The organism is Janthinobacterium sp. GW458P (genome assembly GCF_002127585.1).
Taxonomy (GTDB): domain Bacteria; phylum Pseudomonadota; class Gammaproteobacteria; order Burkholderiales; family Burkholderiaceae_D; genus Janthinobacterium.
Map to the genome: position 1 here is coordinate 49,751 of NZ_NEGZ01000016.1, position 14,091 is coordinate 63,841.

At 66.1% G+C, this 14,091-nt stretch carries 12 protein-coding genes; 10 read left to right on the forward strand and 2 right to left on the reverse strand.

What is annotated here, in order from left to right; genetic code table 11:
* The first annotated feature begins 85 nt into the window (after positions 1 to 85).
* The 9 genes from CBW50_RS11910 (at position 86) to CBW50_RS11950 (ending at position 11,422) form a co-directional block, all read left to right on the forward strand.
* Complete coding sequence (locus CBW50_RS11910) at positions 86 to 604, forward strand: sigma-70 family RNA polymerase sigma factor (protein WP_086145747.1); 519 nt, start codon at positions 86 to 88, stop codon at positions 602 to 604.
* A gap of 3 nt (positions 605 to 607) precedes the next feature.
* A complete protein-coding gene (locus tag CBW50_RS11915) occupies positions 608 to 1,576 on the forward strand; it encodes a FecR domain-containing protein (RefSeq protein ID WP_086145748.1) in 969 nt (322 codons plus the stop codon).
* Positions 1,577 to 1,671: 95 nt separating this feature from the next.
* Positions 1,672 to 3,450, forward strand: coding sequence for an ABC transporter ATP-binding protein (locus tag CBW50_RS11920; RefSeq protein WP_086145749.1), 1,779 nt, complete (start codon positions 1,672 to 1,674; stop codon positions 3,448 to 3,450).
* Entirely contained in the window at positions 3,444 to 5,198 is a 1,755-nt protein-coding gene (locus tag CBW50_RS11925; protein ID WP_086145750.1) for an ABC transporter ATP-binding protein, read from the forward strand. Before CBW50_RS11920 ends, CBW50_RS11925 begins: the two co-directional genes overlap by 7 nt.
* A gap of 13 nt (positions 5,199 to 5,211) precedes the next feature.
* On the forward strand, positions 5,212 to 6,168 hold the full coding sequence (locus CBW50_RS11930; RefSeq protein WP_226936297.1) for an ABC transporter permease: 957 nt from the start codon (positions 5,212 to 5,214) through the stop codon (positions 6,166 to 6,168).
* Positions 6,165 to 7,115, forward strand: a complete 951-nt coding sequence (locus CBW50_RS11935) for an iron chelate uptake ABC transporter family permease subunit (protein WP_086145752.1) — start codon at positions 6,165 to 6,167, stop codon at positions 7,113 to 7,115. The genes CBW50_RS11930 and CBW50_RS11935 overlap by 4 nt, the downstream gene beginning before the upstream one ends.
* The gene (locus CBW50_RS11940) at positions 7,112 to 7,882 is read left to right on the forward strand and encodes an ABC transporter ATP-binding protein (protein ID WP_086145753.1); all 771 of its coding nucleotides are present in this window, start codon (positions 7,112 to 7,114) and stop codon (positions 7,880 to 7,882) included. The genes CBW50_RS11935 and CBW50_RS11940 overlap by 4 nt, the downstream gene beginning before the upstream one ends.
* 1 nt (position 7,883) lies before the next feature.
* Positions 7,884 to 8,867 (forward strand): siderophore ABC transporter substrate-binding protein, encoded by a 984-nt coding sequence (locus CBW50_RS11945; RefSeq protein WP_086145754.1) that lies wholly within the window; start codon positions 7,884 to 7,886, stop codon positions 8,865 to 8,867.
* 119 nt (positions 8,868 to 8,986) lie between these two features.
* Positions 8,987 to 11,422, forward strand: coding sequence for a TonB-dependent receptor (locus CBW50_RS11950; protein WP_172404745.1), 2,436 nt, complete (start codon positions 8,987 to 8,989; stop codon positions 11,420 to 11,422).
* A 12-nt stretch (positions 11,423 to 11,434) separates the two neighbouring features.
* Here the strand turns inward: CBW50_RS11950 and CBW50_RS11955 are convergent, their stop codons facing one another.
* Together CBW50_RS11955 and CBW50_RS11960 are read right to left on the reverse strand one after the other, a co-directional pair.
* Positions 11,435 to 12,271 carry a MipA/OmpV family protein gene (locus CBW50_RS11955; RefSeq protein ID WP_086145756.1) on the reverse strand — a complete coding sequence of 279 codons (837 nt, stop codon included), beginning with the start codon at positions 12,269 to 12,271 and terminating at the stop codon, positions 11,435 to 11,437.
* Positions 12,272 to 12,285: 14 nt separating this feature from the next.
* Positions 12,286 to 12,780: a tetratricopeptide repeat protein gene (locus CBW50_RS11960; RefSeq protein ID WP_086145757.1), complete on the reverse strand. Its 495-nt coding sequence runs from the start codon at positions 12,778 to 12,780 to the stop codon at positions 12,286 to 12,288.
* Between the two features lie 132 nt (positions 12,781 to 12,912).
* Here CBW50_RS11960 and CBW50_RS11965 point away from each other — a divergent pair, with 132 nt between their 5' ends.
* Complete coding sequence (locus tag CBW50_RS11965; protein ID WP_099375267.1) at positions 12,913 to 14,007, forward strand: type II asparaginase; 1,095 nt, start codon at positions 12,913 to 12,915, stop codon at positions 14,005 to 14,007.
* The last annotated feature ends 84 nt before the right edge of the window (positions 14,008 to 14,091 follow it).

Here is a 14,091-nt window from a genome sequence, read left to right on the forward strand (position 1 = left end):
TGCTTTTTCGCATACAATGAGAATAATTCTCATTTATATTGATGCGCCTGCCGTCCCGCTGGCCATCGACCACAGGAAGGGTATCGTGAGCACCGCCGAGTTAGCGCTTCAGCAGCAAGTGAGCAGTCTGTACACCGACCACCATGGCTGGCTGCGGGGCTTGCTGCGCCGCAAGCTGGGCAATGCCATCGATGCGGCCGACCTGGCGCACGATGTGTACCTGCACCTGATGAAGACGGGGCGCGTGCCGCCGGCCGGGGAATCGCGCCGCCACCTGACGCAGATCGCCAACGGCATGGTCATCGACCTGTACCGCCGCCGCCAGATCGAGGCGGCCTACCTGGAAGTGCTGGCCCTGGCGCCCGAAGCGCTGGCGCCGTCCGGGGAAGAGCGCGCGCTGGTGCTCGAAGCGCTGGCGCACATCGACGCCGTGCTGCACCGGCTGCCTGCCAAGGCGCGCACGGCATTGCTGTTATGCAAGCTGGATGGCCTCAGCTACCGCGATATCGCCGCCGAATTGCAGGTGTCCGTCTCGTCCGTGGAAAAATACATCGCCGCCGGCCTGCTGGCCTGCTACCAGGCCCTGCACGGGCAGGACGCCTGAGCCATGGAAGTGGTGATTGCACCGGCCATCGTGCAGCAGGCGGCCCAGTGGATGGCGCGCCTGTGGTCCGACGACGCCAGCGATGAGGACCAGGCCGATTGCGCCCGCTGGCGCGCCGCCCATCCGCACCACGATCTCGCCTGGCAGCGCCTGCAGGCGTTCGAAGGCAAGCTGCACAGCGTGCCGCGCGACGTGGCCCGCCATGCGCTGCGCGAACCGGCTCCCGCCGCCTACCTGAACCGCCGCCGCGCCCTGACACTGCTGACCGTGCTGCTGCCCGTGGGCGGCATGCTGTATGCGGCGCGCGGCACGGACGCCTGGCAAGTGGCCACGGCTGGCCATAGCACAGCCACGGGCGAGGTCCGCGAGATTACCTTGCCTGATGGCACGCGCGTGATGCTGGCCTCGGCTTCCGCCGTCGACGTGCGCTTCGACGCCGGCGAGCGCCTGCTGGTCTTGCGGGCCGGCGAAATCCTCGTCACCACGGCCCACGATCCCGACCCGGCGCAGCGGCCGTTCCGCGTGCAGGGGCGCCACGGCACGGTGCGGGCCCTCGGCACGCGTTTTACCTTGCGGCAAGACGAATACACGTCGCGCGTGGACGTCTTCGAGGGCGCCGTCGAGATACGCCTCGCGCATGCGCCCGGCAACGCCGTGGGCGTCGCCACGGGCTACGGTGCCGTCTTCTCGGCCGACATCGTGCAGTCTGCCGCCCCCGTGCCGGCCAGCGCGGCGGCCTGGACGAAGGGCGTGCTGGTGGCCGACCACATGCGCCTCGATGAGCTGCTGGCCGAACTGGCCCGCTACCGGCCCGGCCTGCTGCGCTGCGATCCGGCCGTGGCCGGCTTGAGCGTCAACGGGGTGTTTTCGCTGCGCGACACGGACCGCGCGCTGCACAACCTGGCGCTGGCCTTGCCGGTGCGGATCGTTGCGCGCACGCGCTTTTGGGTCACGGTGCAAGCGGCTGCCTGACAATGTTGCGGGCCCGATTGAGGGTTTTGTCATCTCGTTCGGGATATAGGGTGAGAGCCACTCTTTTCTTTTGACACCATGCCTGTCCTTTTTTCATGAGCACCCATGACGCGGCCCCGGCCGAAACCAAACAGCCTGGCCCCATCAGGCGGATACTGCAGCCCATCCGCGGGCGCCTGATCGCCGCCGCCATGCTGGCCGCCAGCGGTTCCATGCTGACCCTGGCGCCGCTGGCGGGCATCGCGCGGATCGCGCACAGCGCCTTTGCGCCGGCGCACGGCGATATCTGGCCCATCATCATCGCCAGCGTCGCCTGCCTGTTCCTCGGCATGGCGCTGATGTCGCTGGGCGAGCTGGCCGCCCACCTGGCCGACAACCGCCTTACCCACCAGCTGCGCCTGCAAGCGATGCAGCGCCTGGGGCAGGTGCCGCTGGGCTGGTTCACCAGCCGGGCCTCGGGCGAGGTCAAGCAGGCGATGCAGGACGACATCAACACCCTGCACAGCCTCACCGCGCACTTTTATACAACGACGGGGCGCGCCGTGGGCGCCATCGCTATCTCGGTGGTGTACCTGTTCGCCATGGACTGGCGCCTGGCCCTCATCGCGATATTACCGTTTCCCGGTTTTTTCCTGTTCTTCGGCCGGGCCATGAAGGCCAGTAGCGGCAACATGGCGCAATTCGTCGCCGGCATGGGACGCATCAACAATGCCGTGGTGGAGTTCGTCAACGGCATTCCCGTGGTCAAGGCCTTCGGCGCCACGGGACGCGCGCACGGCAGCTACCGCGCGGCCGTCGATGCGTTTGCCGATGCGTTTGCCGCGTTTACGCGGCCGCTGGTCGGTTCGATGGCCAATGCCAATGCGCTGATCGCGCCCGTCGCCGTGCTGGGCGTGGTGGTGCTTGCCGGTACCGTGTTCGTGGCGCTGGGAGCGATGGCGCCCGTGGACGTGCTGCCCTTCGCCCTCGTGGCGCCCGGCATTTCCGCGCCCATGCTGCTGCTCCATTACCTGACGCACGACCTCAACAACGCCACCGGCGCCGCCCAGCGCGTACTGGCCTTGCTCGATACGCCCGTGCTGGCGCAGCCGGCGCCCGGCCAGCAGCAGTTGCCGAACGGCACGGAGATCCGCATGGAAGGCGTGGGCTATGCCTACGACGGGCAGAACAAGGTGTTGTCCGGCTTCAATTTGACCTTGCATCCCGGCACGGTGACGGCCATCGTCGGCGCTTCCGGTTCCGGCAAGTCGACGCTGGCGCGGCTGCTGCTGCGCTTTTTCGACCCGACCGAGGGGCGCATCACCCTGGGCGGCGTCGACCTGCGCCACATCGCCACGCCCGAGCTGTACCGGCGCATCGGTTTCGTGCTGCAGGAAGTGCGGCTGATCCACGCCAGCGTGCGCGAGAACATCGCGCTGGGGCGGCCATCGGCCAGCGCGCGCGAGGTCGAAGCGGCGGCGCGCCTGGCGAACATTCACGAACGCATCCAGGCCTTGCCACGCGGCTACGATTCCGTCATCGGCGAGGACGCGCAGCTGTCCGGCGGCGAGCTGCAGCGCGTGAGCATCGCCCGCGCCGTGCTGCTTGATCCAAACGTGCTGGTGCTCGACGAAGCGACGGCCGCGGCCGATGCGGAAAACGAAGTGGCGATCCAGGATGCGCTGTCGCGCTTTGCCCGGGGCCGCACCTTGCTCGTGATCGCGCACCGGCTCGACACCATCATGCACGCCGATCACATCGTCGTGGTTGACAACGGCGCCATCGCCGAGCAGGGCAGCCATGCCAGCTTGCTCGCAGACAAGGGCCGCTACGCGCAATTGTGGGCGCTGGGCGGCTATCAGGCATCCCCGGAAGAGGCTCCCCCATCATGCTGAAGACCTTCATTCAACTGCTGGGCGACGATGCGCCCGTGTTCCGCCGCTACTGTGCCATGGCGCTCGCGTATGGCGTGCTGAGCGGCTTGACGATCACGGCGCTGGTGCTGGCCCTGGGCCGCCTGCTGGCCGGCGACGCGGGCGGCGCGGCCCTGTGGCTGCTGGTGCTGCTGGCGGGGCTGGTGGCTTGCTGGGGCTGGCGGCGCCAGGTGGAAAAGGCGGGCGTGCGCGTGGGCGTGACGGTGCTGCAAGGGGCGCGCCAGCGCCTGGGCGACCATGTGGCGCGCCTGCCCGTCGGCTGGTTCACGCCGGAAAACACGGCGAAACTGGGCCATGTCATCACGCAGGGCATGATGAACGTGGCCCAGCTGCCCGCCCACGTACTGACGCCCGTGATCTGCGGCGCCGTCACGCCCGTGGTATTGCTGGCCGCGCTGTTCGCGCTGCACTGGCCGCTCGGCGTGACAGCCTTGCTGGCGCTGCCCCTCCTGGCAGCTGCCTTGCGGCTGACGGCGCACCTGGGCCAGCGCGCCGACGATGCTTATCACCGCCATTTTGCCCGGACCAGCCAGCGCCTGGTTGAGTTTGCGCAAGCGCAATCCGTCTTGCGCGCATTCGGCGGTGACGGCACGCGCTTCCTGCAGCAAGCCATCGACGGGCAGCGCCACGCGGGTACGCGGCTCATTTACCTGTCGGCGCTGTCGTCGGTGCTCAATGCCTGGGCCGTGCAAGCCATCTTTGCCGCCCTGCTGGCCGCCGCCGCGCTGTGGTTCGATAGCCGCCTTGGCAGTGTGCTTGAAACGGCAGACGCCATCGCCGTCATCGTGGCGCTGCTGCTGGTGGTGCGCTTCGTCGACCCGCTGCAGGAAGTGGCCAGCTACGGCGAAGTGCTGCGCGGCGCGCGCGGGCCGCTCGATGCTGCGCGCGATATTTTCGCCGTGCAGCCCTTGCCGGAAGCACACCAGCCGCAAGCGCCGCGCGACGGCGCGGTCGAATTGCGCCATGTGCACTTCCGCTATGCACAGGACCAGCCCGACGCATTGACAGATATCAATCTGCAGATTGCGCCGGGCAGCATGACGGCGCTGATCGGCGCTTCCGGTTCCGGCAAGACGACCCTGGTGCGCCTGATCGCGCGTTTCTTTGACGCCAGTGCAGGCGCGGTGCTGGTGGGCGGCGTCGATGTGCGGCACATGTCCAGCGAGCAATTGGCAGGGCAGATCAGCCAGATCTTCCAGGACAGTTATCTGTTCCAGGGCAGCATCGCCGACAATATCCGCCTCGGCAAGCCGGGCGCCACCGATGCCGAGGTGCTTGACGCGGCGCGCCAGGCGGGCGTGGCCGAAATCATCGCCCGCCTGCCGCAGGGGCTGGACACGCCCGTGGGCGAGGGCGGCGCGCGCCTGTCCGGCGGCGAACGCCAGCGCATCGCGATTGCCCGCGCGCTGGTCAAGGATGCGCCGATACTGCTGGTCGACGAGGCGACGGCCGCGCTGGACGCGGAAAACCAGGCCGCCATCGCCGAGGCGCTGGCGCGGCTGCGCGGCAAGCGCACGGTGATCGTCATCGCCCACCAGCTGTCGACGGTGGCCATGGCCGACCGGATCGTCGTGCTCGACGGCGGCGTGCTGCGCGAGCAGGGCGCGCCAGCCGCCTTGCGCGCGCAGGGCGGCCTGTATGCGCATTTCCTGGCCCAGCGCCAGGCGGCCAAGGGCTGGCGCATCGCCGCACCGGGGCGCCAGCCTTGAACGGGATGACGATTTGACCCGCGCGCGTCTGTTTTTCCTGTTCTTTTTGCTGTGTGGCGCCTCGCTGCTGGTCGGCGTGCGGAATATTGCCTGGACGCAGCTGTTTGCACCGTCTGACGCGCTGTTCGCCGATGCCTGGCTGACCCTGACGGCCAGCCGCCTGCCGCGCCTGGCGGCGCTGGTGCTGACGGGCGTGGGCCTGTCCGTCTGCGGCGTCATCCTGCAGCACATCGTGCGCAACAAATTCGTCGAGCCGGCCACGTCGGGCGGCCTCGACGCGGCCAAGCTGGGCATCCTCGTCGCGCTGACCGTGGCGCCTGCGGCGGGCACGGCGGGCAAGATGGCGTTCGCGCTGGCCTTCTGCCTTGCCGCCAGCGCCTTGTATGTGGCCCTGATCCGCCGCATCCGCTTCAAGAACACGATTCTGGTGCCCGTCATCGGTCTCGTGTATGGCGGCGTGCTCAGCGCCGTGGCCGAGTTTTATGCCTACCGCAACAACATCCTGCAAAGCATGCAGGGCTGGCTGCTCGGCGATTTTTCAAAAATCGTCCAAGGCAACTATGAAATCATCTACCTGGTCCTGCCCATCGTTGCCCTCACGTATCTGTACGCGCAGCGTTTTACGGTGCTGGGCATGGGAGAGGGGATGGCCACCAGCCTGGGACTCAATTATGGCGCTACGGTGGCGCTGGGCCTGATGCTGGTGGCCGTCACGGTGGCGGCCACGGTCATCACGGTAGGGGCGATTCCGTTTGTCGGGCTGGCCATCCCGAACCTGGTGGCCTTGCGCTACGGCGACAACCTGGGCCGCACCCTGCCCATCGTCGCGCTGGGCGGCGCTTCGCTGCTGCTGGCCTGCGACATCGCGGGGCGCTTGCTGATCTACCCCTTCGAGGTGCCCATCGGCCTGACGGCGGGCGGCGTGGGCGGCCTGCTGTTCCTCATATTGATCATCCGGGGGCGGCAATGAGGCGCATGGTGACGCAGCGGACGCTGTGGCTGGCCGTGCTTGTTTTGGCGCTGGTATTCCTTTGCGCTGGCGCAAACTTCGATGTGGATTACATCCTCCCCAAGCGCCTGGCGCGGCTGGCCGCCATCGCCATCGGCGGCGTCTGCGTGGCCGTGTCGTCGATCGTGTTCCAGACCATCGCCGGCAACCGGATACTGACGCCGGCCGTCATGGGCTACGAAGCCGTGTATCTGCTGCTGCAGTCGCTGCTGGTCCTCGTCATGGGCATGCACAGCGTCGTGCTGCTGGGACCGAACGGCAATTTCGCCGTGTCCATCGCGCTCATGCTCGCGTATTCCTGGGCCATCCATTACTGGCTGTTTCGTGATGGCAAGAAAAACGTGTATTTCCTCTTGCTGCTGGGATTCGTGCTGACGATGGTGATCGGTACGTTCACCCAGTTCATCCAGCTGCGCATCAGCCCCGGCGAATTTGCCATTTTGCAAGGATTCAGCCAGGCCTCGTTCAACAAGGCGCAGCCCGCGCAGTTGCTGTACGCGGCCCTGCTGGCGGGCGCCGCCGGCGTGGCCGTGCTGACAACCTTGCCGGCGCTCGATGTGCTGGCGCTGGGGCGCGAGCAGGCCATGTCGCTGGGCGTCGACTACCGGCGCATGGTGCGGCTGCAGCTGGCGCTGATCGCCGTGCTGGTGGCGGTATCGACGAGCCTGCTGGGTCCGACGGCCTTCATGGGCATCTTTGTGGCGAACACGACTTATGCCCTGGCCCGCACGGCGCGCCATCGCGTGACCTTGCCGCTGGGCTGCGTCATCGCCATCGCCATCTTCCTCGCCGCCCAGCTGCTGGTCGAGCACGTTTTCAATTACCGGACCACGGTCGGCATCCTCGTCAACCTGGTGTGTGGCGCGTATTTCCTCGCGCTCATGGTCCGCACCCGGGGCACCGCATGATCCACGTCAAACAGATTAAAAAAAGCTACGGCAGCAAGCGCGTGCTCGACAACGTCAGCGTGCAGTTTCCCAAGGGCAAAGTGACATCCTTGATCGGCCCCAACGGCGCCGGCAAGACGACCTTGCTGATGCTCATCGCGCGCCTGCAGGAAGCGGATGGCGGCGAGATTGTGGTGGACGGTCGCCGCATTGGCGATATCCGCATCGGCGACTATGCGCGGCAGGTGGCCACGCTGCGCCAGTCGCCCGATTTTCATTTGCGCCTGACGGTGGAGGAGCTGGTCGCCTTCGGCCGCTTTCCCTACAGCCGAGGTAACCTGACGCCGCAGGACCGGCAGGCGATCGCCGATGCCATCGCCTTTTTGTCGCTGGAATCGCTGCGCACCGCCTACGTCGATGAGCTGAGCGGCGGCCAGCGCCAGATGGCTTTCCTGGCCATGACGATTGCCCAGCAGACGGATATTTTGCTGCTCGACGAGCCGCTCAACAACCTCGACATGAAGCACGCCGTGCAGATCATGCGCGCGCTGCGCCGCCTGTGCGACGAGCAGGGGCGCACCGTGATCCTGGTGATCCACGACATCAATTTCGCCGTCAATTACTCGGACCACGTCGTCGCCATGCAGGGCGGCGCCGTGCGCTGTTCCGGCCCCGCGCACGAGGTCGTCACCGAGCAACGTTTGCGCGCCCTGTACGACATCGATTTCCACATCGTGCGCGACGAGCGCGGCTGTGTCTGCAATTACTTCACCCCCACAGGAGCTTGACATGATCTGCAACCAACCCCGCCTGGCGCTGGCCATGCTGCTCGCCGCCGCGGCCATCCTGCAAGGCTGCAGCGACAAGACGGCGACAATGCCGCCGGCGCCCGCCGCTGCCGCCCCGCAGCCGGCGTTTGCGCCCATCACCATCGTGCACAAGCTGGGCACGACGGTGATTGCGCAGCGTCCGCAGAAGGTGGCCGTGCTCGACATGAACGAAGTCGATTTCCTCGACCAGCTGGGCGTGCCCGTGGCCGGCATGGTGAAGGATTACGTGCCGCACTTTCTCGCGCGCTACAGGGATGACGAGGCCATCCGCGACCTGGGTGCCATCGTGCAGCCCAATCTCGAACACATCCACGCGCTTCAGCCCGACCTGGTGCTGATGACCTCGATCCAGGCCAGCCATTACCAGGACTTGAGCCAGATCGCGCCCACGGTGCATTTCGACGTCGATTACCAGAACAGCGAGAGCAAGCACATCAGCGTAGTGAAGGAGCACTTGCTGACCCTGGGGCGCATCTTCGGCAAGGAGGATATTGCACGCCAGAAAGCGCAGGAGCTGGACGACAAGGTGGCGGCCGCGCGCAAGGTGACGCTGGTCCGCCCCGAGAAGGCGCTGATCGTGCTGCACAATAACGGCGCCTTCAGTGCATTCGGCGTGCAGTCGCGCTACGGTTTTGTTTTCGATGCGCTGGGCGTGAAACCGGCCAGCACGGCCGTCGAGGCGGGCTTGCACGGCCAGCCCATATCCAGCGAGTTCATCCAGCAAGCCAATCCCGACATCATCTACGTCATCGACCGCACGGCCGTGATGGAGCACCGTCCCGTCATGACGGCCGAGCAGATGGCCAACCCCCTCTTGCGCCAGACCAATGCCTGGAAGAACGGCCGCGTCGTCTTCGTCGATGCCGATGCCTGGTACATCACGGCGGCCAGCGTGACGTCGCTGCGACGGGTGATCGACGACGTGCTCAAGGGCTATCAATAAGATATCTTATTTTTGTAATGATTCGTATTTGCATTGAGGGTTTTGCCTTTTCGTTCGGGAGATAGGGTGAGAACAAGCAATCTTCCCCTCTGAAAAGGACTTAACTTATGGCAACACGCATGGCGACACGCCACCTTCCCGCCTTGACCCTGGGCCGTATCGCCACCGCCGTGCAACTGGCGCTCGTCACGGGCTTGACCATGGGGGCGCTGGGCGTGGCGGCTCCGCCGGCCTGCGCGCAAGCGGCGCAGGCCCGCCAGGCGTTCAGCGTGCCGGCCGGCTCGCTGGGCCTGGCGCTCAACAGCTTCGCGGCGGCGGCCGGCATCGAACTGACGGTCGATGCAGGTTTACTGCAGGGCAAGAATAGCGCCGGCCTGTCCGGCAGCTACAGCGTAGCCGAAGGATTTTATGAATTGCTGCGCGGCCAAGGCTTGCAGGCCGTGCGCGAGGGCAATGGCAGCTATACGCTGCGCCGCGAACCGGCACAGAATGCCGCGGCAGAGGCCGCAGCGACCATGCCGGCCGTGACGGTGTGGGGTAAAGGCAATACCGTGACGGAGGTCTATGCCGGCGGGCAAGTGGCTGCCGGCGGCCGCGTGGGATTTCTTGGTGACAAGGATTTCATGGAAACGCCGTTCAATACCATCAGCTATACGGACCAGTTCATCGAAGACCGGCAGGCGCGCGACATCACCGATGTGATCTCGGCCACCGATCCCACCGTCTTCAGCAGCGGCATGACGGGCATCATCGGCGAAAACTATTCGATACGGGGTTTCAGCTCCGCCACCAGCGATGTCGCGTTCGGCGGACTGTTCGGCGTTTCGCCCGTGTACCGCACCTCGCCCGAAATGTTCGAGCGCATCGAAGTGCTGAAAGGGCCGTCGGCCTTGCTCAACGGCATGCCGCCGGGCGGCTCGGTGGGCGGCAGCATCAACCTCGTGCCCAAGCGCGCGGGCGAGACGCCGCTGGCGCGCGTGACGGCGTCGTACATGTCCGATGCGCAATGGGGTGGGCATGTTGATCTGGGTCAGCGTTTTGGCGAAAATAAACAGTTCGGCATCCGCGTCAACGGCGTCTACCGCGACGGCGACGGCGCCATCGACCACCAGAAAAAGAAGACCCGGCTCGCGTCCGTGGGGCTGGACTGGCGCGGCACAGGCGCGCGCCTGTCCGCCGACCTGTACAGCAGCGAAGACCGCGCGCGGGGCTTGAACCGGGGCGTCAACCTGGCCGCCGGCCTGCCCGTGCCGCGTCCGCCGAAACCGGAAACCCTGCTCAACCCGAGCTGGGCCTTCTATGACACGCGGGACAAGGGCGCGCTGCTGCGCGGCGAATATGACGTGAACGCACAGCTGATGGCGTATGCGGCCATCGGCGCCGGCAAGGCCGATTACCAGTCGACGGGCGCCTATCTGATCCAGGTGTTCAATACGGCCGGCGACTACCGCACCAACCTGGCCGATCTCGGTTTTAACCTTGAAAAACAATCGGCGGAAGTGGGCGTGAAGGGCAGGTTCCGCGCGGCCGGCATCGGCCACCAGTGGGCGGCCAACGCCACGTATTACCACCACACGGACCAGCAGTTCGGCCGCAGGAATACCCTGGCGCAGGACTGGATCACGAATATCTACCGCCCCGTATGGGGACCTGCCACGCGCTTTGACGCAGCGCAAATCTCGAAGACGGCACTGCGCCTGGCCAGCTATGGCCTGGTCGATACTGTGTCGTTTGCGCAGGATCAAGTGCAGCTGACGGCGGGCTTGCGGCGCCAGGAGGTGCTCAGCGACAGCTTCAACGTCAGGACGGGCGCGCGCAGTTCCCGCTATGACGCCGCCGCCACGACGCCGGCCGTCGCCCTGCTGGTCAAGGCCGCCAGAAACGTTGCGCTGTACGCCAATTACATCGAAGGCCTGAGCCAGGGGGCGACGGCGCCCATGACGGCGGCCAACGCGGGAGAGGTCTTTGCCCCGTATAAATCGAAGCAGATGGAGGCCGGCGTCAAGGTCGACCTGGGCGAATTCGCCCATACGCTCAGCCTGTATGAAATCAAGCGGCCCAGCAGCTATGTCGACCCGGTCAGCAATGTCTTTTCCTTTGGCGGCGAGCAGCGCAACCGCGGCGTCGACTGGGGCTTTTTTGGTTCGCCCGTGCGCGACGTGCGCCTGATGGGCGGCGTGGCGTATGTCGATCCGGTCTTGAGCAAGACGGTGGGCGGCGCCAACCAGGGCAAGCAGGCAGCGGGCGTGCCCAGGCTGCAGGCCAAGCTGGGCGTGGAGTGGGATGCGCCCGCCATTCCCGGCGTGACTCTGACGGCGAACGCGACGGCGGCGTCCAAGCAGTACCTCAACGAAGACAACTCACTGTCCGTGCCGGGCCGCACCGTGTTTGACCTGGGCGCGCGCTATGCCACCCGCGCCGCCGGCCGGCCCTTGACCGTGCGCGCCAGCGTGAGCAACGTGGGCAACAAGGCGTATTGGGCGCTGCCGCAATGGACCAGCCTGGGCCTGGGCGCGCCGCGCACGGTCATGCTGTCGGCCACGACGGAGTTTTAAGCCGTCTTGCCGCTAATCGTCCGGGCCCCGTGCCTGCCTGTCCGAGCGTTGCCACGTCCACATCAGGCCGATGCCGGCCGAGGTGCCGCTGTTCTGGCGCAACAGGGGGCTGGCGCGGTTGGCGGCGCCTGTGTAATTGTCGTAGCGCAAAAAGGCAAAGACGCGCCAGTCCCGCTGCAGCCGGTAAGAGCCGCCCAGGCCCAGCCGCGTGAGCATCAGCCCGCTTTTTGCCGCATACGCCGGGCGTTCCGGGGTGGCGAAGGCGGCGCTGACGCCATACAGGTAATCGTTGATGCCGCCATTGCCCAGTACGGCGCCGAGGCTGGCGTCGAGGTGCCATGCCTGGCGGTCGCCCTGCAGCGCATACACGAGGCGCGGTTCGAACGTGGCGCCCTGGCGGCGCAGGCCGCCGCGCGCTTCGATGACGGCGCGCAAGGGCAGCTCCAGGCCCAGGCGGCTGTGTTGTGTCGGCTCGGCCAGCTTGATTTTCAGGCGCGGGCCAAATTCCAGCAAAGTCCCCAGGTCCGGCATGCCGCGCCGGGCCGGTACGTCGCTGGAGCGGGCCGGCAAGGACAGGGCAAAACCGATATCGAAATCGAGGCGCTCCGTATCGAGCAGGCGCGCGCCCACGCCGGAGCGGTCGGCGCGCAGGACTTTGCCGCGATAAATCAGATAGGGCAGGGCCAGGGTGCGCGTCGAACGTTCGCCGGCGCCCGGATAGGCAGGCGTGACAGCCGTGCCGCCGAAGATGCCCGCTTCCCATAAAGGCAAGGCGGCTTCGACGGCATACGCGGGCGCGATGGCGGCAAAGAGGGGGGATAGTGCCAGCAGCGTGCGTGTCACTCTCATCGGCATCCCCCGTGCTATGGCGGTGTTCCGCAAGGCTTGCCCACCGGCAGCGATTCCCGGTCGGTAAATGCGCCCAGCGCCCAAGATTGATGAAAGCCCAGTTCATTGCGCACGGCCAAGGCTTGCGTCGCCTTGCCCTGGCGTTCATATTGGTCGATCAGCGCCTTGTAGCTGAGGGCGCTCGAGTATTCGCTCTTCTTTGCCAGCGCGATGGCCTGGCGGAAATGAAATTCGGCCGCATCGTAGCGGCAGGCCCCGCTGGCGGCGCGTCCCGCCTGGTGATGCAGCCGCGCCTGCCAAGCGAAGTCGCCATGGCCCAGTTCGGCATTCTCGGCCGCGGCCGCGTAGCTGCGCATGGCTTGCGCCCAGTCGCCCTGGCTGGCCGCTTCCCGCGCGAACTGTTCCTGCTGCGCCGCCGCGCGCAGTTCGATTTGCGTGGAGCAGGCATTGAGCGCGATCAAGATCAGCGGCAGGACGAGGCAGGAGCGGAAGGGGCGTAATGTGGACATGGCGCCACTGTAGCGCGGATAAGGGCGCGCACGTTTGCGCGGGACACATGAATTGGGGATTTGTGCGCCATTGATGACATATAATTTGCACACGACTTTGTTATCTTTGACACATCACCGAACGGGAGCACCATGTTTTCACGTAAATTCCATTCCTGTGCACAGCTGATGCTGGCCACCTTGCTGATGGGCTTTGTCGCCGCCTCGCCCGCGCGCGCGCAGGAAGCGGCCGTCAAGTTGCCGAATGTGGTGATCCTGGCCACGGGCGGCACCATCGCCGGCAGCGGCGCCGACAGCACCACCACCGTGGGCTACACCTCGGCCACCGTGGGCGTCGAGCGCTTGATCGCCGCCGTGCCGGAACTCAAGAAAGTGGCGAATGTGAAAGGCGAGCAAGTGTTCCAGATCGCCAGCGAAAGCATGGGCAACAGCCACTGGCTGACCCTGGCCAAGCGCATCAATGTGCTGCTGGCCTCCGCCGACGTCGACGGCGTGGTCGTTACGCATGGCACCGACACCATCGAAGAGACGGCGTATTTCCTGAACCTGACCGTGAAAAGCCACAAACCGGTCGTCGTGGTGGGCGCCATGCGTCCGTCGACAGCCATTTCGGCCGACGGCCCCATCAACCTGTACAACGCCGTGTTGCTGGCGGGCAGCAAGGAAGCCGTGGGCAAGGGCGTGCTGGTGGCCTTGAACGACCAGATCAACGCCGCGCGCGAAGTGACCAAGACGAACACCTCGACCACGGACACCTTCAAGTCGCCGGAACTGGGCATGCTCGGCTACATCCAGGGCAGCAAGCCCTTCTTCTACCGCCAGTCGACGCGCAAGCACACCCTGGAGTCGGAATTTGACGTCAGCAAGCTCGACGCCTTGCCGCAAGTGGACATCGTCTACGGCTACGCCAACATGAACCGCGTCGGCATGGACGCCTTCATCGCCGCCGGCGCCAAGGGCATCATCCACGCGGGCGTGGGCGACGGCAGCGTGGCCGCGCAAATGAAGCCGGCGCTGGTGGAAGCGCGCCAGAAGGGCGTGCTGATCGTGCGTTCGAGCCGCGTCGGCCAGGGCATCGTGGCGCGCAATGGCGAAGCCAACGACGATGAACTCGACAGTGTCGTCTCCGATACCCTGAACCCGCAAAAAGCCCGCATCCTGCTGATGCTGGCCTTGACCAAAACCAATAGTACGCAAGAAATCCAGCGTATTTTCTACACATATTGATCGTCGTCACGCCGGCCCGGCCACTGCGGCTGGGCTTGGCGGATTTACGCTTGCCCGCTTTGCTGCCATACTGCGTTTCTGAAT